The organism is Agromyces sp. NPDC058136 (assembly GCF_042884375.1).
Taxonomy (GTDB): Bacteria; Actinomycetota; Actinomycetes; order Actinomycetales; family Microbacteriaceae; genus Agromyces.
The window spans coordinates 423,481-444,525 of record NZ_JBHVUA010000002.1 but is presented as its reverse complement, the minus strand read 5'-3'; the positions used below and the strand labels follow the sequence as shown (position 1 = coordinate 444,525).

At 72.6% G+C, this 21,045-nt stretch carries 23 protein-coding genes; 10 read left to right on the top strand and 13 right to left on the bottom strand.

What is annotated here, in order from left to right; all coding sequences use genetic code 11:
• Positions 1–195: 195 nt before the first annotated feature.
• Complete coding sequence (locus tag ACFVTX_RS08405) at positions 196–1,236, bottom strand: GNAT family N-acetyltransferase (protein ID WP_386899144.1); 1,041 nt, start codon at positions 1,234–1,236, stop codon at positions 196–198.
• Positions 1,237–1,471: 235 nt separating this feature from the next.
• Positions 1,472–2,110 (bottom strand): NAD(P)H-binding protein, encoded by a 639-nt coding sequence (locus ACFVTX_RS08400; RefSeq protein WP_386899143.1) that lies wholly within the window; start codon positions 2,108–2,110, stop codon positions 1,472–1,474.
• Between the two features lie 66 nt (positions 2,111–2,176).
• Between ACFVTX_RS08400 and ACFVTX_RS08395 the strand changes: the two genes are divergently transcribed.
• Positions 2,177–2,674 (top strand): NUDIX domain-containing protein, encoded by a 498-nt coding sequence (locus ACFVTX_RS08395; RefSeq protein WP_386899142.1) that lies wholly within the window; start codon positions 2,177–2,179, stop codon positions 2,672–2,674.
• A gap of 9 nt (positions 2,675–2,683) precedes the next feature.
• On the opposite strand, the gene ACFVTX_RS08390 is transcribed toward ACFVTX_RS08395, so the two are convergent.
• A complete protein-coding gene (locus ACFVTX_RS08390; protein WP_386899141.1) occupies positions 2,684–3,385 on the bottom strand; it encodes an NAD-dependent deacylase in 702 nt (233 codons plus the stop codon).
• Between the two features lie 62 nt (positions 3,386–3,447).
• Between ACFVTX_RS08390 and ACFVTX_RS08385 the strand changes: the two genes are divergently transcribed.
• Together ACFVTX_RS08385 and ACFVTX_RS08380 are read left to right on the top strand one after the other, a co-directional pair.
• Positions 3,448–4,353 carry a transposase gene (locus ACFVTX_RS08385; protein WP_386899140.1) on the top strand — a complete coding sequence of 302 codons (906 nt, stop codon included), beginning with the start codon at positions 3,448–3,450 and terminating at the stop codon, positions 4,351–4,353.
• Positions 4,354–4,362: 9 nt separating this feature from the next.
• Positions 4,363–5,445 carry a trans-sulfuration enzyme family protein gene (locus ACFVTX_RS08380; protein ID WP_386899139.1) on the top strand — a complete coding sequence of 361 codons (1,083 nt, stop codon included), beginning with the start codon at positions 4,363–4,365 and terminating at the stop codon, positions 5,443–5,445.
• Positions 5,446–5,475: 30 nt separating this feature from the next.
• Here the strand turns inward: ACFVTX_RS08380 and ACFVTX_RS08375 are convergent, their stop codons facing one another.
• Complete coding sequence (locus ACFVTX_RS08375) at positions 5,476–6,312, bottom strand: alpha/beta fold hydrolase (protein ID WP_386899138.1); 837 nt, start codon at positions 6,310–6,312, stop codon at positions 5,476–5,478.
• A 57-nt stretch (positions 6,313–6,369) separates the two neighbouring features.
• On the opposite strand from ACFVTX_RS08375, the gene ACFVTX_RS08370 reads away from it, so the two are divergent.
• The gene (locus ACFVTX_RS08370) at positions 6,370–7,125 is read left to right on the top strand and encodes an EI24 domain-containing protein (RefSeq protein WP_386899137.1); all 756 of its coding nucleotides are present in this window, start codon (positions 6,370–6,372) and stop codon (positions 7,123–7,125) included.
• 90 nt (positions 7,126–7,215) lie between these two features.
• Here the strand turns inward: ACFVTX_RS08370 and ACFVTX_RS08365 are convergent, their stop codons facing one another.
• Both ACFVTX_RS08365 and ACFVTX_RS08360 read right to left on the bottom strand, forming a co-directional pair.
• Positions 7,216–7,803, bottom strand: coding sequence for a class I SAM-dependent methyltransferase (locus tag ACFVTX_RS08365; protein WP_386899136.1), 588 nt, complete (start codon positions 7,801–7,803; stop codon positions 7,216–7,218).
• A 9-nt stretch (positions 7,804–7,812) separates the two neighbouring features.
• On the bottom strand, positions 7,813–8,409 hold the full coding sequence (locus ACFVTX_RS08360; RefSeq protein WP_386899135.1) for a TetR/AcrR family transcriptional regulator: 597 nt from the start codon (positions 8,407–8,409) through the stop codon (positions 7,813–7,815).
• A 148-nt stretch (positions 8,410–8,557) separates the two neighbouring features.
• Between ACFVTX_RS08360 and ACFVTX_RS08355 the strand changes: the two genes are divergently transcribed.
• The gene (locus tag ACFVTX_RS08355) at positions 8,558–9,400 is read left to right on the top strand and encodes an alpha/beta hydrolase (protein ID WP_386899134.1); all 843 of its coding nucleotides are present in this window, start codon (positions 8,558–8,560) and stop codon (positions 9,398–9,400) included.
• A gap of 70 nt (positions 9,401–9,470) precedes the next feature.
• Here ACFVTX_RS08355 and ACFVTX_RS08350 read toward each other — a convergent pair whose 3' ends face one another.
• On the bottom strand, positions 9,471–10,643 hold the full coding sequence (locus ACFVTX_RS08350) for an epoxide hydrolase family protein (RefSeq protein ID WP_386899133.1): 1,173 nt from the start codon (positions 10,641–10,643) through the stop codon (positions 9,471–9,473).
• 62 nt (positions 10,644–10,705) lie between these two features.
• Between ACFVTX_RS08350 and ACFVTX_RS08345 the strand changes: the two genes are divergently transcribed.
• Positions 10,706–11,659 carry a helix-turn-helix transcriptional regulator gene (locus tag ACFVTX_RS08345; RefSeq protein WP_386899132.1) on the top strand — a complete coding sequence of 318 codons (954 nt, stop codon included), beginning with the start codon at positions 10,706–10,708 and terminating at the stop codon, positions 11,657–11,659.
• Positions 11,660–11,680: 21 nt separating this feature from the next.
• On the opposite strand, the gene ACFVTX_RS08340 is transcribed toward ACFVTX_RS08345, so the two are convergent.
• Together ACFVTX_RS08340 and ACFVTX_RS08335 are read right to left on the bottom strand one after the other, a co-directional pair.
• Entirely contained in the window at positions 11,681–12,208 is a 528-nt protein-coding gene (locus ACFVTX_RS08340) for a hypothetical protein (RefSeq protein WP_386899131.1), read from the bottom strand.
• Between the two features lie 33 nt (positions 12,209–12,241).
• The gene (locus tag ACFVTX_RS08335) at positions 12,242–13,042 is read right to left on the bottom strand and encodes a siderophore-interacting protein (protein WP_386899130.1); all 801 of its coding nucleotides are present in this window, start codon (positions 13,040–13,042) and stop codon (positions 12,242–12,244) included.
• 223 nt (positions 13,043–13,265) lie between these two features.
• Here ACFVTX_RS08335 and ACFVTX_RS08330 point away from each other — a divergent pair, with 223 nt between their 5' ends.
• Positions 13,266–15,137 carry a choice-of-anchor A family protein gene (locus ACFVTX_RS08330; protein WP_386899129.1) on the top strand — a complete coding sequence of 624 codons (1,872 nt, stop codon included), beginning with the start codon at positions 13,266–13,268 and terminating at the stop codon, positions 15,135–15,137.
• A gap of 70 nt (positions 15,138–15,207) precedes the next feature.
• On the opposite strand, the gene ACFVTX_RS08325 is transcribed toward ACFVTX_RS08330, so the two are convergent.
• Positions 15,208–16,134, bottom strand: a complete 927-nt coding sequence (locus ACFVTX_RS08325; protein ID WP_386899128.1) for an intradiol ring-cleavage dioxygenase — start codon at positions 16,132–16,134, stop codon at positions 15,208–15,210.
• A gap of 72 nt (positions 16,135–16,206) precedes the next feature.
• The gene (locus ACFVTX_RS08320; protein WP_386899127.1) at positions 16,207–16,803 is read right to left on the bottom strand and encodes a TetR/AcrR family transcriptional regulator; all 597 of its coding nucleotides are present in this window, start codon (positions 16,801–16,803) and stop codon (positions 16,207–16,209) included.
• 91 nt (positions 16,804–16,894) lie between these two features.
• Here ACFVTX_RS08320 and ACFVTX_RS08315 point away from each other — a divergent pair, with 91 nt between their 5' ends.
• Positions 16,895–17,818 (top strand): alpha/beta fold hydrolase, encoded by a 924-nt coding sequence (locus ACFVTX_RS08315; RefSeq protein WP_386899126.1) that lies wholly within the window; start codon positions 16,895–16,897, stop codon positions 17,816–17,818.
• Positions 17,819–17,854: 36 nt separating this feature from the next.
• Here the strand turns inward: ACFVTX_RS08315 and ACFVTX_RS08310 are convergent, their stop codons facing one another.
• Positions 17,855–18,280 carry a VOC family protein gene (locus ACFVTX_RS08310; RefSeq protein WP_386899125.1) on the bottom strand — a complete coding sequence of 142 codons (426 nt, stop codon included), beginning with the start codon at positions 18,278–18,280 and terminating at the stop codon, positions 17,855–17,857.
• A 241-nt stretch (positions 18,281–18,521) separates the two neighbouring features.
• Here ACFVTX_RS08310 and ACFVTX_RS08305 point away from each other — a divergent pair, with 241 nt between their 5' ends.
• Together ACFVTX_RS08305 and ACFVTX_RS08300 are read left to right on the top strand one after the other, a co-directional pair.
• A complete protein-coding gene (locus ACFVTX_RS08305; RefSeq protein WP_386899124.1) occupies positions 18,522–19,124 on the top strand; it encodes a dihydrofolate reductase family protein in 603 nt (200 codons plus the stop codon).
• A gap of 35 nt (positions 19,125–19,159) precedes the next feature.
• On the top strand, positions 19,160–19,483 hold the full coding sequence (locus ACFVTX_RS08300) for a hypothetical protein (RefSeq protein ID WP_386899123.1): 324 nt from the start codon (positions 19,160–19,162) through the stop codon (positions 19,481–19,483).
• Between the two features lie 26 nt (positions 19,484–19,509).
• Here the strand turns inward: ACFVTX_RS08300 and ACFVTX_RS08295 are convergent, their stop codons facing one another.
• Positions 19,510–21,039: an ATP-dependent DNA ligase gene (locus ACFVTX_RS08295; RefSeq protein ID WP_386899122.1), complete on the bottom strand. Its 1,530-nt coding sequence runs from the start codon at positions 21,037–21,039 to the stop codon at positions 19,510–19,512.
• Positions 21,040–21,045 lie beyond the last annotated feature (6 nt).

Here is a 21,045-nt window from a genome sequence, read left to right as displayed (position 1 = left end):
CGATCGCGACCGACCGCCGGGTCTTCGGATGCTAACCCCGAGCAGCGCCCGGCCGCAGCATTCGCGGGCCGATTTTCCGCAGATCAATGCGACTTTCTTCTGAGGATTGCCTTACCTTTCCGACGCCGATCCGGCGTGTTCTCGGCTGGAGGACGGGCGCGTCGCCGGGTCGGACGCACGGGCCCGATCGGGGCCTCAGTACTCGCGCACGTAGCTCCGGTGGGAGTGGGCGACCTCGAATCCGAGACCGGTGTACAGGCCCAGCGCGCCGGTCGGATTCTCGGCGTCGACGTCGAGCGTCGCCCGCTCGAGCCCCGCCGCGCGACACGCCTCGAGGTGGCGGGCGAGCAACCGCCGCGCCAAGCCTCGACCGCGCCACGGCCGTACGACCCCGACGAGCTGCACGTACGAGGAGCTGAAGCCCTGCCCCGCCCAGTCCTGCTCATTGCGAAGCGCCAGCACGAAGCCGACGACCTCGTCGTGACCGCCGTTCGGCGCGATGGCGAGGAACGAGAGCGAGGGGGCGAACTGCTCGCCGCCCACGAAGCGCGCCCACCGCTCCTCGCCGGTCGACTGACTGCCCCAGTGGTCGAGGAAGGCCGCGTTGCGCGCGAGCCGCGCCGATTCGGTCCATTCCGCCGACCACGGGACGATCGCGACGTCCCCGTCGTCGGAGCCGAGCTCGACGAGCAGCGCGGCCTCGCGTTCCAGGGTGAAGAAGTGACGCCGCAACTCGAGACCGGCCCGGGCGAGCAGGGTCTGCGCGTCGGGCGAGCGCTCCTCCGCGTACGCCATGATCCAGCCCGGCAGCGGCTTCTCGCTCGCCGCGAGCTGTTCACGTGCGCGGGCGAGCTCCCAGTCCAGCAGGCGACGTCCGATGCCGCGCCCGCGCACCTCCGGCCGCACCGCGCCGAGCACGATCGAGCGCACCAGTGTCTCCTGCCCGGGCGGCACGACGGCCGAGCCGCTCGCGAGGATCCGCCCGTCCTCCGCGAGGCCGAGCAGGGTGTCGCGGCGAGGATCGACGTGCGAGAGTTCGAAGGTCTCGAGCACCTCGTCGCGCGACTCCACCCAGTTGGGGTGGTCGACGCGCGCCACGTCGGCGTGGAAGGCGAGGAGTTCGTCGAGATCGCCCCGAACGGCCGGCCGCCAGCGGGCGACGTCGGGGTGCTCGGGCACGACGGGCGCGGGCGCCGGGCCCACTCGGCTCGACAACGGGAGTCCTGGATCGGCCATCCTCAGATCCTGCCACGCCGGTGCCGGGCAGCGACCGTCCGCGCCCTGATGCTGGAGTTCGCGTCGCCGCACGGGCATGATGAAGCCACGGACACGGAGGTGGGCGATGTCGACGGAGACGATGTTGTGGTCGATCCTGGGGCTGATCGGCGCAGTGGGCGGGGTGCTGCTGCTCGCCGCGCTCTGGTCGCTGATACGGCGCCCGCGGCAGTGACCCGACCGGAGCCCGACGGGTTCAGCGGATCGCGTCGGCGATCGGCGTCGTGCCCGCGTTGAACCGGATCGTGCGGCCGATCGTCGCCGGCTCCGCGAGCACGGCGGCGGCGACCGCCGCCACATCAGCGCGGTCGACGGTCAGGCTCTCGGATGCCTCGGCGTCGATGCGTCCCGTGCCGTCGCCGTCGGTGAGTCGGCTCGGGCCGAGGATCGTCCAGTCGAGCGCCGTCTTCACGAGGTGCTCGTCGGCCGCGGCCTTCGCCTCGGCGTAGGCGTGGAACGAGTCGCCCTCCGGCACCGTGTGGTCGGGTGAACGGAAGTACGAGACCATCACGTAGCGCCGCACGCCGGCCGCCTGGGCCGCCTCCATCGAGCGCAGCGCCGCATCGCGGTCGACCGCGTACGTGCGCCGTGGATCGCCGCCGCCCGCACCAGCCGACCAGACGACGGCGTCGTGCCCGCGGACGAGCTCGGCGAGGCCGTCGACGTCGAGGGTCTCGATGTCGGCGACGACCGGGTTCGCGCCGGTCGCGGCGACCTCGGCCGAGTGCGCGGGATTTCGGATCACCGCGTCGACCTCGTCGCCGCGCGCCGCGAGGAGACGTTCGAGCCGCAATGCGACCTTCCCGTGCCCTCCGATGAGTACGATGCGTGCCATGCGGAACTCCTTCGCTGCTCCCGCTCCACGCTACCCGGCTCCGTCGCCGGAGGACGGCTCTGCGCCGTGCCGGTGACCAGCGCGGGCATCCTGCTCTACCGGTCGACGCCGGTGGACGCCTCGCCGACCGGCCTCGCGCTCGAGGTGTTCATCGCGCACATGGGCGGCCCGTACTGGCAGCGCAAGCACGAGGGCGCCTGGACCGTGCCGAAGGGCGAGTACCTCGCGGCGACCGAGCACCCGCTGCTCGCGGCGCGGCGCGAGTTCGGCGAGGAGATCGGGGTCGCCGCGCCCGAGCTCGACTACGCCGACCTCGGCGAGTTCCGCTCCTCGTCGGGCAAACTCACGCGGGTCTACGCTGCCGAGGCGCCCGGATTCGAGATCGGCCGTGTCGAGAGCAACGAGTTCGAGCTCGAGTGGCCGCCGCGATCGGGCCGTCTCCAGGCCTTCCCCGAGGTCGACGACGCCCGGTGGGTGGCGATCGACGAGGCGCGCACGCTCGTGACGAAGGGCCAGCGGCAGATCCTCGACGCGCTCGAGGCGTGGCTCGCAAGCTCTGGCTGACCCGGGGGCTCAGCTCCGGCCGAGCCCTGCCACGAGCTCCTCGCACCACGCGGGCACCACCGTGCTCGCCGGTCCGTGCCGCACCTCGTCGAAGAGGCCGGTGATCTCGCTCGCGGCGAGGTTCAGCTCGATCGTCCGCGCGCCGCGCTCGGCCGCGGTGACGACGAACCCCGCAGCCGGGTACACGGCACCCGAGGTGCCGATCGCGGCGAACACGTCGCACGCGGCGAGCGCGGCCTCGATCTCGTCGAGGCCGTACGGCATCTCGCCGAACCAGACGACGTCGGGGCGCAGCATCCGCTCGCCGCAGGCCGGGCACGCAGGGCGCTCGACGAGGTCGCCGGGCACCGGCGAGCGCCCGGCGCACGCGAGGCACCGCGCGAGCGCGAGTTCGCCGTGCATGTGCAGCACCCGGGTCGAGCCGGCCCGCTCGTGCAGCCCGTCGATGTTCTGGGTGACGACGAGCAGCTCGTCGCCGAGCGCCTCCTCGAGGCGCGCGAGTGCGTCGTGCGCGGGGTTCGGCTCCGCGAGCGCGACGGCGTGACGACGCGCGTCGTAGAAGCGCTGCACGGTGTCGGGGTCGCGCTCGAACGCCTCGGGCGTTGCGACGTCCTCGACGCGATGCCCCTCCCACAGCCCGCCGGCGTCGCGGAACGTCGGCACCCCGCTCTCGGCCGAGATCCCGGCCCCGGTCAACACGACGACCCGCATGCCTCCATGAGACCACGTCGCGGCGGCTGTCGGAATCGCCCGCGATCTTGCAGGATGGCCCTATGGGGGGCGATGCGCTCATCGACGAGGCCGCGGCGCTGTACGCGCTGCGCCCCGAGGAGTTCACCGCGGCTCGGAACGGCCGCGGCCGCCGGTTGCGCGACGACGATCGTGAGCTGGCCGACGCCGTGCTCGCCCTGCGTCGCCCGGCTCCGGCGGCCTGGCTCGTGAACCAGCTCGTGCGTCACCGCGGCGACGAGCTCGACGAGCTCCTCGCGCTCGGCGCCGAACTGCGCGCCGCGCAGGCCGAGCTCGACGCACCGACGCTGGCCCGCCTCGCCAAGCAGCGCCGCGCGCTCGTCGCGGCGCTCGCACGTGGGGCCGGCACGCTGGCCGAGGAGCTCGACGTCCCGGTGCGGCAACCGGTGCTCGACGAGGTCGCCCAGACGCTCACGGCCGGCATGGTGGATGCCTCAGCGGCCGACGCCGTGCGCAGCGGACGGCTCGTGCGGGGTCTCGAGGCCGTCGGACTCGAGGTCGACCTCGACGGCGCGGTCGCGGGCGGGCCGGGCGGCCCGGGCGGACCGTCGCCGGCGAAGCGGGCCGCGCAGCCGAAGGCCGCCCGGCGGAGCGGCGCCGACGACGGAGCGGCGGACCGGGAGCGCGAGGAGCAGGCACGGCGCGAGCACGCGGAGCGCGAGCGCGCGGCCGCGGCGGCCGAGGAGCGCGCGGCCGAGGCATCCGCGGCCCTCAACGAGCTCGAGCGCGCACTCGCCGCGCTCACCGAACGGCTCGCCGCCGACACCGCCCGACGCGACGAGCTCGACGCCGAGCTGCGCGAGGTGGAGGACCGGCTCGGCGAGCACGGCCGCGAGCAGCGGCGACTGGGGCGCGAGCACGACCGGGCGGCCAGGGCGGCGGAGTCGGCGCATGACGAGGCCGCCGCGGCGCGCGAGGCTCTCCACTAGCCTGTCGGCATGCCCGAGACCCCCGACGACGCCCCCGCCCTCAGTCCAGAGACCGTCGCCGTGGTGGCGGGGCGGCCGCCGCACGAGCCCGATGCGCCGATGAACGTGCCCGTCCACCTCACCTCGACCTACGTGGCGGGCGGCGAGGTCGCGTACGGGCGGTACGGCAACCCGAGCTGGACCGCCTTCGAGGACGTGCTCGGGGCGCTCGAGGGCGGCGGCTGCGTGTCGTTCGCCTCGGGCATGGCCGCGATCTCAGCGGTGCTCGACCTCGTCGCGCCCGGCGGGCTGGTCGTCGCCCCGCGCCACTCGTACACGGGCACGGTCGCGCTGCTCGAGGAGCGGGCCGAACAGGGACGGATCCGGGTGCGCTTCGTCGACATCTCCGACACGCCCGCCGTCGTCGAGGCCGTCGCCGGAGCCGCGATGGTGTGGTTCGAGACGCCGACGAACCCCGCGCTCGAGCTCGCCGACATCGCGGCGATCTCGGCCGCCGCCCACGAGCACGGCGCGCTCGTCGCCGTCGACAACACCTTCGCCACCCCGCTGCTGCAGCGACCGCTCGCACTCGGCGCCGACCTCGTCGTGCACTCGGCGACGAAGTACCTCTCGGGGCACAGCGACGTCGTGATGGGCGCCGCGATCGCCGCGAACGAGGAGCACACCGCCGCGCTGGTGCAGCGGCGGAGCCTGGCCGGGGCGATCCCGGCGCCGCTCGAGACGTTCCTCGCGCTCCGCGGGATGCGCACCCTCGCCGTGCGGCTCGACCGTGCCCAGGCGAACGCGCAGGAGCTCGTGCGCCGGCTCGACGGGAACCCCGCGCTCGAGGAGGTGCGCTACCCGGGCTTCGGCGCGATCGTCTCGATCGTCGTGCGCGGCGGCGCCGCGCCGGCCGAGGCCCTCGCCGAGCGCACGCGGCTCTGGGTGCACGCGACGAGCCTCGGCGGGGTCGAGTCGACGCTCGAGCGGCGTCGTCGCTGGCCGGCCGAGCAACCGACCATCCCCGAGGGGCTCGTGCGGCTGTCGGTCGGGATCGAGCAGGTCGACGACCTCTGGCGCGATCTCGCCGCCGCACTCGACTCGCTCGACTGAGCGGCGCGGCGCCGCGCGCCTCGGCCGTCGTCAGCCCACGCGGTCCAGGAGCCAGTCCATGGCGTCGGGCACGGTGTCGAGCACCGAGACGTGACCGTCGTCGAGCCGCATCCAGAGTGAGGCGTTCGGCAGCTTCGCGGCCATCCAGGCGGCGTGCCGTCGGGGCACCACCCGATCGCCCTCGCCCTGCACGAGCAGCACCGGCGCCGCGACCTCGGCGAGCTCGAAACCCCACGGGTTCGCGAACGCGACGTCGTCGTCGATGAGCCCGTCACTCCCCTCCGCACCGGCCCGCCCCGCGTCGGCGCCGAGCGACGCCCACCGCCCCTCGAGGGCGGCGAGATCGACCGGCAGGAACTGCAGCGGGTCGAACTCCTCCGTCTCGGCGAAGCGCGCCCGCTCCGCGCGGCCACCCGCGCGCGCCGCGGCCAGTGCCCCGGGCGCGCGCATGCCGTCGAACCAGTCGAACGCCTCGGTGAACGGCGCGATGCCGGCGAGCGAGACGACGCCGAGCACGCGATCGGGGTGCATCGCGGCGCCCGCGAGGGCGTGCGGCCCGCCGCCCGAGGCGCCCATCGACGCGAAGCGGCCGACGCCGAGCGCATCGGCGACCGCGACGACGTCGCCCGCCGCCGAGGCGACGTCGCGCCCCGGGTTCGGCGTCGACCCGCCGTAGCCCGGCCGGGCGTACGAGACGAGCCGGATGCCGCGTGCCGCCGCCGCAGCGACGACCGGGTCGAGCGGGGCGCCCGTCTGCGGCGAACCGTGGTGCCAGACGAGCGTCGGCGCGCCCGTGGCATCCGCCCCTGCATCGTGGGCGACGAGCACGCGACCGTCGCCCAGCCGCACCTCGTGCGTCGTGATCATGGAACCTCCGTGGTCGGACCGGCCGTCGGCCGACCCCGCTCAGCCTAGGCTGGGCGGGTGATCGACGGCTTCTTCTCGGGCGTACGGATGCTCGTGCGCGGCTTCGCGTTCTGGGCGAAGCGCCCGCGGGTGATGCTGCTCGGGCTCATCCCCGCCGCGATCGTGTTCCTCCTCGTCGTCGCGGCCCTCGTCGGGCTCGGCTTCGGACTGCCCTCCTTCACCGACTGGCTGACGCCGTGGGCCTCCGGCTGGCCCGATCCGTGGCCCGGACTCGTGCGAGGCGCGATCGGTGCAGTCATCCTCGCGGCGGCCGTCGTGCTCGCCGCGGTCACGTTCACCGCGGTGACCCTCGCCGTCGGCGACCCCTTCTACGAGCAGATCTGGCACGCCGTCGAGACCGAGCTCGGCGGCGAGGTGCCCGAGCACGGCCCCGGATTCTGGCGGGCCGTCGGCGACTCGCTCGTGCTCATCGGCACGGGCGCGCTGATCGCGATCGGGGTCGCGCTCGCGGGGCTCGTGCCGCTCGTCGGCGCCTTCGTGGGGCCGGTGCTCGGCGTCGTGCTCTCGGGCAGGCTGCTCGCGGCCGAGCTCACCTCGCGCGCATTCGCGGCGCGCGGGGTGCACGGCGATGCACGACGGCGGATGCTCCGTGGCCGACGCGCCTCGCTGTTCGGGTTCGGCGTGGCGACGCAGCTCTGCTTCATGGTGCCGCTCGGCGCGGTGATCTCGATGCCCGCCGCCGTCGCCGGGTCGACGATGCTCGCGCGCGCGGCGATCGATGCCGCGGCGGCCGCGGGATCGGTGCTCGAGTAGCGTCGAAGGAGCGTATCGAGGCCTGCCGACCGAGGTCTCGAGACGCGTCGCCGCTTCGCGTCGGCGCTCCTCGACCAGCGGACGGGCGGGTCAGGGCGCCCGGCCTGAGAAGAGCAGGATCGGCACCGGCCCGAACGGCAGCGAGCGTGCACGCACGCGACGCACGTCGTCGCCCGTGAACCCCGCCGCGAGGAGGGCGGCCTCGGTCTCCCGGTCCCAGTGGCATCCGTGGCACCAGCGCTTCGACATCGGCGTCGCGACCCGCTGCACCGCCCGTTTGAGCGTGCCCGTCGGCGCGGCGACGTGGTCGACGAAGACGACCCGGCCGCCGGGCACGAGCACGCGGCGCACCTCGGCGAGCGCGGCCGCCTGGTCGGTGACCGAGCAGAGCACGAAGGTTCCGACGACCGCGTCGACCGAGTGGTCGGGCAGCGGGATGCGTTCGGCGACCGCGTCGAGCGGCGCCGCCGGGTGCCCCCATTCGCGGCCGCGGGTGGCGAGTTCGGAGCGGCGCCGCGGGTCGGGTTCGAGGCCGACCCATTCGACGCCGAGCTCGAAGGCGCCGAAGTTCTCGCCCTCGCCCGCGCCGATCTCGAGCACGCGCCCCCGGACCCGGCCGAGGAGCTCGCGGCCGAGTTCGTCGACCTCGTCCTGGCTGATCAGTTCGCCCTGCGCCACTCCGGCACGCTACCGCGGGGCGGAGTCGTCCGCGAGCCCGACGGTCCGGGTGGCCGCGTCGATGAAGGCGGGGCGCACCCGCTCCCATCCGTCGAGGTAGCCGCCGACCATGGCGGCATCGCGGAGGAGCACGAGTTCTGCTGCGGTCTGCTGCGGCGCGTCGGCGCCCGCGGCGGCGAGCACCGTCTCGAGCTCTCCGCGGAACCACTCGCGGTGCTCGCCGACCGCACGGCGCACGCCGCTGCCGGGGTCGGGGTACTCGGCGGCGGCGTTGATGAACGGGCAGCCGCGGGTGTGGTTGCGGGCGACGTCGTCGGCGAGGCCCTCGATGACGAGCCCGACGAGCTGCGCGGGTTCGGCGCCCGAGGCCTCGGCGGCCGCGAAGGCGGCGCGGATGCCACGGTCTTCGACCCCGAGGTAGGCCTCGACGAGGTCCTCCTTGCTCGGGAAGTGCCGGTAGAAGGTCGCGCGGGTGACGCCGGCCTCGGCGATGATCCGGTCGACGCCGACGGCGTGGATGCCCTCGCGGTAGAAGAGTTCGGTCGCGGTCTGGAGCAGCCGTTCGCGCGCCGCGGAGGCGCCGGTGGGAGTGGTTCGTACAGCCATAGCAAAGATGATAGAACGATCTTTCTCTTTTTGCTTGACATCCGCTACGCCATGGGCGTATCTTCTGGGAATAGAAAGAGATAGAACGATCGTTCTACTTCACAACTCGAAGCGATCAGAGGATCGCCCACCAGAAGGAGCAGGAACCATGAACACCACCGGCGCGAACAACGAGAAGGCCACCATCGTCCTCGTCCACGGACTCTGGATGACCCCCAAGAGCTGGGACACCTGGGCCGAGTACTTCCGGGCCCGCGGCCACCGCGTCATCGTCCCGGGCTGGCCCGGCATCGACGACCGCGAGGTCGCCGACATCCGCTCGAACCCCGAAGCGCTCAAGGGCATCGGCCTGAAGCAGATCGCCGACCACTACGAGCGCATCATCCGCGAGCTCCCCGAGAAGCCGATCATCATGGGCCACTCCTTCGGCGGCGTCATCACCCAGCTGCTCGCCGACCGCGGCCTCGGCGCCGCGTACGTCGGCGTCGAGCCCGGGCAGACCGCCGGCATCACGACGCTGCCCGCATCGACCCTCCGCACGGGTTTCCCGATCCTCGCGAACCCGTTCGACAAGAACGGCGCGAAGCCCCTCTCGAAGGCGCACTTCCACTTCACCTTCGGCAACGACCTCGGCCGCGAGGCATCCGACCGCCTCTGGGAGGAGTTCGCGGTGAACTCGTACAACCGGGTGTTCTTCGAGGGCGTCGCCTCGACGATCAACGAGAAGGGCGGCGTCACCCACGTCGACTACGCCCGCGCCGACCGCGCGCCGCTCCTCGTCATCACCGGCGAGATCGACCACGTCGTGCCGCCGGCCATCGGCCGCGCGATCGTGAAGAAGTACACCTCGACCGGCAGCCCCGCGATCGTCGAGCTCCGCGAGTTCGCCGGCCGCACCCACCGCATCGTCAGCCAGGACGGCTGGGAGGAAGTGGCCGAGTACGCCCTGAACTGGGCCACCGAGCACGCGCAGGCGCCGCAGGCCGCCTGACCGGCCGCTCGCACCTCGCGGAAGGCGCGGACCCCTTCGGGTCCGCGCCTTCGCCGTGTTCGGGCCGACCTCAGTCCGCTGCGCGCAGCCCCGCGAAGAACGCCCGGATGTCGCCGACCACGAGCTCGGGCACCTCGAGCGCCGCGTAGTGGCCGCCCCGCTCGAACCGGCTCCAGTGCACGATGTTCGAGTTGTCGCGCTCGGCGAAGACCCTGATCGTCTGGAAGTCGTCGGCGAAGACCGCGACCCCCGTGGGCGCCGCGTTGACCTGCGGCTCCTCCCCCGCAGCCTCGGCCGCGGCGGCGGCACGGGCGTTGTCGAGGTAGGCCCGGCTCATGCCGGCGGCCGCGTTCGCGAACCAGTTCACGCTCACCTCGGTGAGGATCGCGTCGAGCGGCACCAGCGAGGTGCCGTTGCCGAAGGAGTTGAAGAGCTCGCTGTAGGCGAGCAGGCCCACCGGCGAATCGCTGAGGCCCACCGCCACGGTCTGCGGGCGGCTCGCGTTCATCGTGTTGTAGCCGCCGACCGACTGGAACCACTGCATGTGCTCGAGCCCCGCGTAGTCCTGCGGTTCGAGACGTTCGAACTCGGCCGGGTCGCCCGAGGGGAACGAGAACAGCTGCAGCACATGGAGGCCGAGGAATCCTTCGGGGTTCAGCAGCCCGAGGTCGCGCGCGACGAGCGCGCCGTTGTCGGAGCCGTGGATGCCGTACTCGCTGTAGCCGAGGCGCCGCATGAGCTCGTCGTAGGCGCGGGCGACCCTGGCGGTCGTCCACCCCGGCTCGGTGACGGGGTTCGAGAAGCCGAAGCCCGGGGCATCCGGCACGACGACGTCGAAGGCGTCCTCCGCGCGGCCGCCGTGCGCGACCGGGTCGACCAGCGGGCCGATCACGTCGAGGTAGTCGACGGATGACCCGGGGTAGGTGTGCGCGAGCAGCAGCGGCGTCGCACCGGGGTGCGGCGAGCGCACGTGGATGAAGTGGATGGGCTGCCCGTCGACCTCGGTCGTGAAGTGCGGGAACTCGTTGATGCGCGCCTCGACGGCACGCCAGTCGAAGCCGCCGTGCCAGCGTTCGACGGCCTCGCGGAGGTAGGAGTTCGGCGTGCCTGCGTCCCAGTCGTCGACCGGGGCGGCCTGCGGGAGGCGGGTGCGCGCGAGGCGCTCCTGCAGGTCGTCGAGCTCGGCCTGGGCGACCTCGACGCGGAAGGGACGGATCTCGGTGGAAGCGGTGGTCGTGTTCATGTCTTCGACGCTACGGTTCATATAGGCACGTTCCGTTCCTAATGAGCGAAGAGAATCGAACCATGTCCGACACCGCCGCACGCCTCCTCGCATTGCTCTCGCTCCTGCAGTCGCGCCCCGACTGGACGGGCACCGAGCTCGCCGCACGACTGGCGGTCACCACGCGAACGATCCGCAACGACGTCGAACGGTTGCGCGAGCTCGGTTACCCGGTCGACGCCGCCCGCGGCAGCACGGGAGGGTATCGCCTCGGCGCGGGCGGCAAGCTGCCGCCCCTGCTGCTCGACGACGAGGAGGCGGTCGCCGTCGCGGTCGGGCTCCGGGCCGCCACCGGCATCGCCGGGATCGAGGAGTCGAGCGGTCGCGCCCTCGCGAAGCTCGAGCAGGTGCTGCCCTCGCGCCTGCGCCCCACGGTCGCGGCCCTGCACGAGACGGTCGACCGGGCGCCCGAGAACACGGGCACGGATGCCCCCGACCCCGAGGTCGACGCCGCCGTCCTGCAGGCGGTGGCCGCGGCCATCCGCGACGTCGAGTGGCTGCGCTTCGACTTCCGCGGCGAGCCCGTGCTCGTCGAGCCGTACCGCCTCCTGAGCTGGCAGCGCCGCTGGCACCTCGTCGCACGCGACCCGCGCAGCGGCGACTGGGGCACCTACCGCGTCGACTGGATCGAACCGCGCATGCCGACCCGCCGACGCTTCGAGCCCGAGCCGGTGCCCGGCGGCGACGCGACCGCGTTCGCCATGCGCACGATCGCCGCGACCGGCTGGAACGTGCACGCACGCCTCCGCATCGCCGCGTCGGCCGACGAGGTGCTCGCGCGCATCAACCACGCGGTCGGTGTCGTCGAGCCGGTCGACGAGCACCGATCGGTGCTCGTGACGGGTGCCGACACGCTCGAGACGATCGCCGCGTACATCGGGATGCTCGGCATGGACTTCACCGTCGAGTCGCCGCCCGAACTGCGAACGGTCCTGCTGACCTACTCGGAACGGTACGCCAGGGCCGCGGCCGAGTGACGTGCCACCGCGCCGTCGCCGTCAGCCGAGCCCGATGCGGTCGGGCACGGCCGCCGCGACCGACGGCAACCAGGCGTCGACCTCGGGCCAGGCGCGGGCGACGGGCAGGCGTCGCAGCAACTGCGCGAGCGAGGCATCGGCCGCGGGCCACGGGATGACGCGACGCGGCGACGCGCTCGCGATCACCCCGAGCCACCAGTGCTTCCAGGTGACGGGCAGGCTCTCGGGATGGATCACGACGTAGTAGTCGGGGATGTTGAGGTCGTGACGCCCGGCCGCCTCGAGCGCCCGCGCGATCTCGAGCTCGAGCACGCCGTACGTCGACAGGTCGTCGAAGAACTCGACCCAGGCCGCGGCCACGTGCGCGAGCGGGTCGTGGTCGTGGACGACGAACGGCGCGGCCGAGCTCGACGACCAGCGGGCGACGTCGGCGTCGGAGGCGGCGGGCAGCGACCCGGCGCGGACGTTCGCGAAGCCCTCGAGCACATGGATGGCATTCGCCGTCTCATCTCCGACGACGACCAGCGTGGTGCTGGACGGAGCCTCCATCTCCGCAGCCTACGCCGCAGTGGATCGGCCGGGTCAGTGGGCGCGCCAGTAGCCGCAGAAGCTGATGTCGCGCTTGGGGATGCCGCGCTCGCCCACGAGGAACCGGCGGGCTCCCGTCGCGAGCTTCGACTCCCCCGCGGCGAAGGCGTACACCGAGTCCGTGGGAAGCGTGAGCTCCGGCAGGTGCTCGAGCGCGGCACGACCGGCGGGCTGCTCGGGCCGGCGCACGATCCAGTGCACGTCGAACCCCTCGGGGCCGTCGACGTGCTGGCGGTCGGCGAGATCCGGCACCTCGATGATCGCCTGCCCCCGCGCGTCGCGCGGGAGGTCGCGGAGGATGCCGAGCACCGCGGGCAGCGCGCTCTCGTCACCGACGAGCAGGATGTGGTCGGCACGCCCGGCGTCGGCCTCGCGGAATCCGCACCCCTGGTCGATCAGTGCGACGGAGGCGCCGAGTGGCAGACCGCCCGCCCACGGACCCGCGACGCCCGCGTCGCCGTGCACGACGAAGTCGATGTCGAGCTCGAGCGAGGCCGGGCGGAACTCGCGCACGGTGTAGTTGCGGATGACGGGCCGCGTCGCCTTCGGCAGCATCAGGTAGCGGAGGTACCCCGCCATGTCGAAGGTGTCGGCGAGGTTGTCGAAGCGCGTGTCGCCCGCGGTCGGCACGGCGAGCCGGAACCACTGGTCGAAGCCGAGGTGCCTCCAGTCGGCGAGCCCCTCTCCTGCGACCGTGAGGCGCACGAAGTGCGGCGAGATGCGCACGGCATCGGAGACCTCCACCTCGACGACGCCGCTCGGCGCATGGGTGACGGCGATGTTGCTGGCGGCCACGGGACTCCTCCGGTCAGGCGAGTTAGGTAATGCTTACCTTACATGCGACCTTCGCTCGGCGGAACTGCTACAGCCGGGCGCATTCGGAAGGGATCCTGAAAAATGTCGTCGAATCGCATCATGATCCGGCACTTCCTGCGTCTCTCTGATTGAGTGGATACGGTCGACCCCTCGGCACCCACTCGTTCCCCCGCCCGTTCAGCCCCCGAAACGGAACCCGATCATGCACTCCCGCGCCACCGTTCCTCCGCGCGCGCGCCTGCGCTCGTTCACGAGCCTGCTCGCCATCACCGGACTCGCCCTGCTGGGCGCCGTCGCGATCACCGCCGCCACGCCGGCCGCCCCCGCGAACGCCGCCGAGCCACTGCCGATCTGCCCGCCCGACGGCGAGGCTCCCCCGATCGGCCCGCTGCCGACCTACACCGACTCGAACGTCGCCGTCTACGCCGGCGGCGACTTCCTCGCCACCTCGAGCGCCGCCGAGTCCGAGGGCCTGCTGCTGGTCCGCGGCAACGCGACCTTCGACAAGACCGCGGGCGGCGTCTTCAACGTGGGCGTCGTCGGCGCCGGCTCCGGCATCGTGCCGGCGGGCGGCGAGACCATGCTCGCCGTCGGCGGCGACCTCGTCGTGGGTGCCACCACGGTGCTCGACGTCGGCGCGAACATCACAGGCGGCGGCGCGGTGAAGGTCGGCGGCACGGCGACCGGCACCGTGGTCACCAATGGTGCCGGCTTGTCGACCGGTCTCGGCCAGACGGCCGCGATGGACCCGAACGCCGACTTCCAGACGGTGATCGGCGACACCTCAGCCGAGATCGCAGGGTACCCGGCGACCGGCACCGGCCTCGTCGCCGGCAACCAGGTGCAGTTCGTCGGCACGCCCGGCGATGACCCCCAGGTCTTCACGCTCGACACGGCGGCGATCTCGGCGATCACCGAGGTCAACTTCACCGCGCTGCCCGCCGATGTCCCGATCGTCATCAACGTGACCGGCACCGACGACGTGGCCTTCTCGCCGAACTACTTCGCGATCGACGGCGTCCGCGTCGACGACCTCACGTCTCCCGGGTTCGGCAACGCCGCCTCGCGCATCCTCTGGAACTTCTCCGACGCGCCGTCGCTCCTCATCGGCGGCACGAGCCAGTTCATGGGCTCGATCCTCGCCCCGCAGGCCGACGCCGACATCACCGCGTCGACCAACGGCCGCGTGCACGTCGGCGGCGACCTCACCACGCGCGGTGCAGGGAACGAGCTGCACAACTACCCGTGGACCGGCGGCGGACCGCTCGGCTGCCAGCAGGTCGGCGGCTTCTCGGCGGCGAAGGCCGTCACCGGCCCCCTGGCCGGCGACGTGCCCGCCGACACCGAGTTCACGCTGAAGTACTCGTACGAGCTGGGCGGCGTGACGACCACCGGCGAGCTCACCCTGCTCGCGGACGGCACCGTCGTCGACGGCCCCCAGAACCTTCCCGTCGGCACGGTCGTCGACTTCGAGGAGATCGACCTGCCGGTGATCCCGGGCGTCGCGTGGGGCACGCCGACCATCAGCCCCGAGCAGGTCACGATCGCCGACGACGCGAACACCCTCGTCACGGTGACGAACCCGACCAGCTCGAACGTGCTCGCGAACGGCGGCTTCTCGCTCGCGAAGGTCGTCGAGGGAGACCTGGCCGATGCCGTGCCCTCCGGCACCGAGTTCACGGTCGAGTACCGCTACGACCTCGACGGCGCGGCGCAGACGGGCACCGTCGTCGTGCTCGCCGACGGCACCGTGACGCAGGGCCCGCAGGACCTCCCGGCCGGCACCGTCGTCTCGTTCACGGAGGTCGACCTGCCCGAGATCGACGGCGTCGAATGGGGCGAACCGAGCTTCTCCCCCGAAACCGTGACGATCAGTGCCGATGCGGACGTGCTCGTCACCGTGACGAACACTGCCGGCGCGCCGCACGGCCCGAGCCCCGGCCCCGGCCCCGGCGGTGAGGGCGACCTCGCCGAGACCGGCGTCGCCGGCCTCACGGCCGCGATCGCGGGCGCCGCGGCACTGCTCGCCGCAGGTGTCGCACTGGTTCTCGTGCGCCGTCGTCGCACCGCCTGAGCGACGACGAGCCGGATGCCCCGGGCTGCACCTGCAGCCCGGGGCATCCCTGTTCGCACCGACGACCCGATCAGACCCCGATCGTGAGCGACGCGGTGTACCCGGCCGCGACCGACCCCGACATGCTCGCGATCTGGTGGATGCCGCCGTCGCCGCCGAACACGTTGTCGCCCGCGAGCGTCACCTGCGAGGCGTTGCGGATGCTCTGCTCGTACCCCGAGGTGGCGTAGACGACGGCGTTGATCTCCTCGGGCAGCGCGATCTGCGAGGTCTTCACGATCGGCCCGGAGGCGACCGCGTTGTCGACGTCGGAGTACACCTCGAAGTGGATGTGCGGCCAACGCCCCGAGTAGCACGCGGGGTAGATCGAGGTGAACCGCACCGTGCCCGTCTCGTCGGCGGCCTGCACGCCGCGCAGGTAGTTCTCGTTCTCGACCCCCGGCGAGTACAGCGAATAGTCGCCGCCCCGGTCGCAGTGCCAGAGGTAGACGCCCGCCCCCACCAGTGCCCTGCCGGTCGCGGCGTCGCGCACGGTGAGCGCGATCTCGAGCGGCACGCCCTCGGCGACCGTCGTCGACGAGCCGAACGAGGAGCGGATGTCGCTCCGCACGATGCCCGAGTCGTCGAGCACGTTCACGCCGTTCGAGCCGTCGGCCGGGTAGGGACCGCCGGTCTCGTCGGGCACCTCGCTCACCGGGCCGGATGCCTCGGCGCTCGCGCCGGGCGTCGCCGTCGAGCTCGGCGTGGTGGTCGATGCCGCCGCGCTCGGCGACGCCGCCGAGGTTGCGGTGTCGGCCGAGCAGGCCGCGAGCAAGGAGGTGAGGCCGATGCCGCCGAAGATGCCGAGCGCCTTGCGGCGGTCGACGAGGGTGCGGATGTCGTAGACGAGGCCGCGGTGGTCTTCGTCGATCTCGTTGCCGTCGGCGTCGAGCCAGCGCGGGTCGGGTGCGGTCTCGGTGTCTCGCGTGCCGTCGTGCTCGCGGTCGGTCGTGGTCATGGTCGGCTCCTTCCGGTGGCGCCAGCTTGGCGGCCATCGGTCGGCGTGCGCTGTGCGCCTGCGATGAATCCGCTATGACTCGGTCGAGGCCCTGCCGGGAGCGGACTCCGCGTCGATCATCAGGGAGCGGATCGCCCGTTCGATGAGCGGGCGGGGGTCGAGGCCCGGGTCGACGGCGAGCCGGTGCAGGACCAGCCCGTCGCCGAGTGCCATGACGGTCTTCGTCGCGGTCGCGGGGTTCGGCATGCCGATGGCACCGAGGAGGGACTCCGTCCAGCGTTCGAACTCCAGCCGCTGCCGCCGGAGCGGGGCGCCGAGTTCGGGGTCGCTGCCGAGCTCGAGCCAGAGCGAGTACCTGGCCCTGGTGCGCGCGGCGAGCGGACCGGTCTCGACGTCGAAGACCCGGCAGAGCCCGTCGATGAACTCGTCGGGGGTGAGCGTGGCCGGGGCGGTGACGGCCGACGCGTCGAAGTCGGCCCGCTCCTGCTCGGCGAGGTGGTCGACGCACCCGGCGAGCAGCGCACGACGGGTACGGAACCAGTTCGAGGTGCTGCCGGCGGGCAGGCCGGCCGCCGCGTCGACGCGAGCATGCGTGAGCGCGCGCACGCCTTCGGTGCCGAGCAGCTCGATCGCGGCGTCGAGCGCCCGGTCCCGTGTGGTCGCGGTCATTGCGCCTCCAGGGTCCGCCCTCGTGAACATCGTCTTACTATGAACATAGTGCTACTATGACCATAGTAGTCAGTGCGACGAAGGAGTCGTCATGAACACGCCAGAACCCCGCGACACCGGTCTCCCGACGAACCGCCGGGCCTCGCCGCCCGAGTGGTCTCCGCCCCTCCCCGACGCCCCGGGGTTCGAGCACTTCGCGGTCGAGACGCCCGGCCTGCGCCGCCATGTCGCGATGATCGGCGACGGCGAACCCGTCGTGATGCTGCACGGCCTTCCGATGCACTGGTGGCAGTGGCGGGAGATCGGCCCGAGGCTCGCCGCCGCGGGCTACCGGGTGATCTGCCCCGACCAGCGCGGCTTCGGCTGGACGGAGGACGACGGCGCCCGACTCGAACCGGAGACCTGGCTGCACGACCTCCTCACGATGTTCGACGCACTCGAGCTCGACCGGGTTCGTGTGGTCTGCCACGACATGGGGGCGATCTCGGCGATGCAGCTCGCGTACGCGCACCCCGAGCGGGTTCGTGCGACGGTCACCATGGCGGTGCCGCCGGGGTTCATGTCGTTCAGCCCGAGCCTGTTCCCGAACTTCGCCCACATCCCGCCGCTCATGCGTCACCGCCCGGGCGCACCGTTGGACTGGCTGTTCGACGAGCAGCACATCGCCCACCGGCTGAGCGACGAGATGCTCGACGCGTACCTCTCGCCGTACGCCCGCCCGGGGCTGGACGCGGCGATCCCGGAGCTCTACCGACGCGTCGTGATGCCCCTCGTGCTGCAGATGATGCGGGGCACCTACAAGCGGCAGCGGCTCATGCCGCCGAACCTGTTCGTCTTCGGCGACCACGACGGCGCGTTCACCGAGGATCGTCTTCGGCGGCTCTGCGGCGACCTCTCGCGGTACGCCGAGCACGCCGAACTCGCATTCGTCGACGACGCGCGACACTTCGTCACCGACGACCAGCCCGAGGCGGTCACCGAGCTGGTCGTCGACTTCTTCGACCGGGTCGGGTGACGCTCGGGCGATCTCGGCACAGTCGGAGCCGCCCGGCTACATCGCGCGAGTGCCGTCGCTCATCACCGGTGAGATGATGCCGAACACATTGCCGTCGGGGTCGATGAGCGACGCGGTACGCCCGACGCCCTCGGTGTCCTCCAGCGGCACGGCCTCGATCGCACCCAGCTCGACGGCACGGGCGAAGATCGCATCGGCGTCGTCGACGCCGACGACAATGTTGCAGCCCTTGACCGGGGCGTCGGCCGTCGGCGCCGGCCCCTCGCGCTGCGTGAGCCCGCCGTTGATGCCGAGCCCGGGGCGGGCGTCGACGTTGCCGATGGCCTCCTCGCCGGTCTCGATCATCCAGTACGGGTAGTCGCCGAACTGCGTGAAGCGCCAGTCGAACAGGCTCGTATAGAAGTCGACGAGCCGCTGCGGCTCGCTCGCGTGGATCTCGAAGTGCACGACCAGGTTCGCCATCATGGCTCCGTCCGCTCATCGCCGGCTCGCCGCGTCGCGGCCGGTCACGCGGCACAGGCTACGCCGGGCCTGTGACATCCTCCACCGGCGTCGGTGGCGGGGACGACGACGGGGCTTGCTCGATGAGGGGGTTCCGTTCACCGTCCCGGAGGCGAATGATGGGGACGGTGCGGGGCGCGTCCGCGGTCCGCCGCCGATGAGGTGCCGGGGTTCTCCGCCGGGCATGCGAAGGAGCGGAACCATGGGCATCATCGCCGCCGACCTGTTCGTCACGCTCGACGGGGTGTACCAGGCCCCGGGCGGGCCCGAGGAGGACGAGGAGCACGGCTTCCCCTACGGCGGCTGGCAGGCGCCGTACCTCGACGACGAGAACGGCGCCGACATCATGGCCGGCATCGACCGGCTCGACGCGCTGCTGCTCGGGCGGAAGACCTACGACATCTTCTCCGCGTACTGGCCGAATCAGCAGGGGCCGATCGCCGAGAAGTTCAACGCCGTACCGAAGTTCGTCGTCTCCCGCACGCTCGCCGATGCAGACTGGGCTGGCACCACCGTGCTGCACGACGCGGCCCGCGAGCTGCCCGCAGTGAAGTCGCGCTTCGACGAGATCCACATGATCGGGAGCGGCGACCTGCTGCAGACGCTGCTCGACGACGACCTGGTCGACCGGCTGAACCTGTTCGTCTACCCGATCGCGTTCGGCACCGGCAAGCGGATGTTCCGCGACGGGGTGAAGCCGGCCTCGTTCACGCTCGCCCGGCCGGCCCGCACGTACTCGAGCGGCGCGATCGGGCTGGTCTACGACCGGGCCGGGGTGCCGGTGACCGGCATCTCGATGGAATGACGCGCGGACGAGCAGACGAGCGGGAGGCACGGGACATGGGGACTCGTGACGAGGGCTTCGAGCTCCTCGGCGAACTCGCACCGGAGCTCCTCGCCGAGCCCGGCGTGGCCTTCGGACGCATGTTCGGCTCGGAGGGGCTGTCGGTGCGCGGCAAGTTCTTCGCCTTCGTCTCGTCGGGCGGCGATCTCGTCGTGAAGCTCGACCCCGAGCGCATCGAGGCGGAGGGGCTCGAGAACATGGTGATGCGAGGCCGCCCCATGCGGGAGTGGGCGGTCGTGCCGATCTCGGCCGGCCTGCCTCGCTGGCGCGAGATCGCACGAGCGGCACACGGCTTCGTCGACGAGATCACGCCGCGCTGAGGGGCGGGGCGCGCCCGCGCCGAACCCTACGCCCGCAGCAGCGCTCGCAGCGTCTGGATCGTGTCGGCCTCGGCCGCACCCTTGTCGTCGCGGTAGTGCTTGACGCGGGCGAAGCGGAGGGCGATGCCGCCGGGATACCGGCTCGAGCGCTGCACCCCGTCGATCGCGATCTCGACCACCGTGACGGGTTCGACGAACACCGTGTTCGCGGTGCGGCGCACCTCGATCTCGGGGAACCGGGCGGTCTGCCAGCGGAGCAGCTCGTCGGTGAGGCCCTTGAAGGTCTTGCCGACCATCACGAATCCGCCGGGTTCGCCGAACTCGCCGTCGGGGTCGCGGGCGCCGAGGTGCAGGTTCGAGAGCAGGCCGGTGCGGCGCCCCGAGCCCCATTCGCAGGCGAGCACGACGAGGTCGTAGGTGAGCACGGGCTTCACCTTCACCCAGCTCGCGCCACGTCGACCGGCGGCGTACGGCGAGCCGATCGCCTTGACGACGACGCCCTCGTGGCCCGCGGCGAGCGCCTCGCGCGAGACCCGTTCGGCGGTCTCGGGCGAGGCGGTGACCGAACCCGGGATGCGGTGGGCGGGTGCGATGCGTTCGAGCTCGGCGAGGCGGGCGGCGAGCGGCTCGTCGATGAGATCGCGCCCGTCGACGTGCAGCACGTCGAAGAACCACGGGTGCAGCACCGCCTCGCGCGCGTGCTCGGCGCCGAACCGCGACATGGTCTCCTGGAAGGGTCGCGGCGTGCCGTCTTCGCCGAGGGAGAGGGTCTCGCCGTCGAGGATGACCCGGTCGACGGGCAGCGCCCGCACGACGTCGACGACCTCGGGCACGCGGTGCGTGATGTCGGCGAGGTTGCGGGTGAACACGCGCACCTCGTCACCCGAGCGGTGCACCTGGATGCGCGCGCCGTCGAGCTTGAACTCGACGGATGCCTCGCCGGTCTGCTCGATCGCGGCGGCCGCGCTGCCCGCGGTCGCCGCGAGCATGGGCTGCACGGGGCGCCCGACGACGAGCCCGACGGCCGCGAGCTCGTCGGCGGTGCCGGTGAGCGCGAGCCTCGCCGTGGAGCCGAGGTCGCCCGAGAGCATGGCCGCGCGGCGCACGACGTCGGCGGGCCGGTCGGCGGCCCGGGCGATCGCGTCGGCGAGCACCCCCTCGAGGGCACCGGTGCGCACCTCGCCGAGCAGGACCCCGGCGATGAGCCGTTGCTCGCCCTCGGTCGCGCGGGCGAGGAGTTCGCGCAGCTCGTCGGCGCGCTCGCCCGAGGAGCTCGTGCCGGAGGCGGCGGCGATCCGGTCGAGCGCGGCGTCGAGCTCGCCGACCGTGATCGACGGGTTCGTCGCCGGCGCGCTGGCCTCGCTCGCCGCGGCGACGCCGCGCCACCCGACGCCGACCCGCCCCTGCCGCGGTCGGCCGACGAGGAACCCGACGGCGGGCACGATCTCGTCGGGTTCGAGGCGGCGCAGCAGCTCGGCCAGCGCCTCGATCTTCGCGAGGCGCGAGCGCGTGGCGGCCACGGCCGCCGAGGTGGTGACGAGCTCGTCGATCAGCACGCGCCC

Bases quoted from the DNA above. Each gene is read 5' to 3' on its own strand.
- ACFVTX_RS08330 (WP_386899129.1), top strand. From the start codon at position 13,266: ATGCACTCCCGCGCCACCGTTCCTCCGCGCGCGCGCCTGCGCTCGTTC.
- ACFVTX_RS08310 (WP_386899125.1), bottom strand. From the start codon at position 18,280: ATGGCGAACCTGGTCGTGCACTTCGAGATCCACGCGAGCGAGCCGCAG.
- ACFVTX_RS08320 (WP_386899127.1), bottom strand. From the start codon at position 16,803: ATGACCGCGACCACACGGGACCGGGCGCTCGACGCCGCGATCGAGCTG.
- ACFVTX_RS08390 (WP_386899141.1), bottom strand. From the start codon at position 3,385: ATGCGGGTCGTCGTGTTGACCGGGGCCGGGATCTCGGCCGAGAGCGGG.
- ACFVTX_RS08340 (WP_386899131.1), bottom strand. From the start codon at position 12,208: ATGGAGGCTCCGTCCAGCACCACGCTGGTCGTCGTCGGAGATGAGACG.
- ACFVTX_RS08400 (WP_386899143.1), bottom strand. From the start codon at position 2,110: ATGGCACGCATCGTACTCATCGGAGGGCACGGGAAGGTCGCATTGCGG.
- ACFVTX_RS08355 (WP_386899134.1), top strand. From the start codon at position 8,558: ATGAACACCACCGGCGCGAACAACGAGAAGGCCACCATCGTCCTCGTC.
- ACFVTX_RS08325 (WP_386899128.1), bottom strand. From the start codon at position 16,134: ATGACCACGACCGACCGCGAGCACGACGGCACGCGAGACACCGAGACC.
- ACFVTX_RS08405 (WP_386899144.1), bottom strand. From the start codon at position 1,236: ATGGCCGATCCAGGACTCCCGTTGTCGAGCCGAGTGGGCCCGGCGCCC.
- ACFVTX_RS08345 (WP_386899132.1), top strand. From the start codon at position 10,706: ATGTCCGACACCGCCGCACGCCTCCTCGCATTGCTCTCGCTCCTGCAG.
- ACFVTX_RS08385 (WP_386899140.1), top strand. From the start codon at position 3,448: ATGGGGGGCGATGCGCTCATCGACGAGGCCGCGGCGCTGTACGCGCTG.
- ACFVTX_RS08375 (WP_386899138.1), bottom strand. From the start codon at position 6,312: ATGATCACGACGCACGAGGTGCGGCTGGGCGACGGTCGCGTGCTCGTC.
- ACFVTX_RS08305 (WP_386899124.1), top strand. From the start codon at position 18,522: ATGGGCATCATCGCCGCCGACCTGTTCGTCACGCTCGACGGGGTGTAC.
- ACFVTX_RS08380 (WP_386899139.1), top strand. From the start codon at position 4,363: ATGCCCGAGACCCCCGACGACGCCCCCGCCCTCAGTCCAGAGACCGTC.
- ACFVTX_RS08315 (WP_386899126.1), top strand. From the start codon at position 16,895: ATGAACACGCCAGAACCCCGCGACACCGGTCTCCCGACGAACCGCCGG.
- ACFVTX_RS08350 (WP_386899133.1), bottom strand. From the start codon at position 10,643: ATGAACACGACCACCGCTTCCACCGAGATCCGTCCCTTCCGCGTCGAG.
- ACFVTX_RS08300 (WP_386899123.1), top strand. From the start codon at position 19,160: ATGGGGACTCGTGACGAGGGCTTCGAGCTCCTCGGCGAACTCGCACCG.
- ACFVTX_RS08360 (WP_386899135.1), bottom strand. From the start codon at position 8,409: ATGGCTGTACGAACCACTCCCACCGGCGCCTCCGCGGCGCGCGAACGG.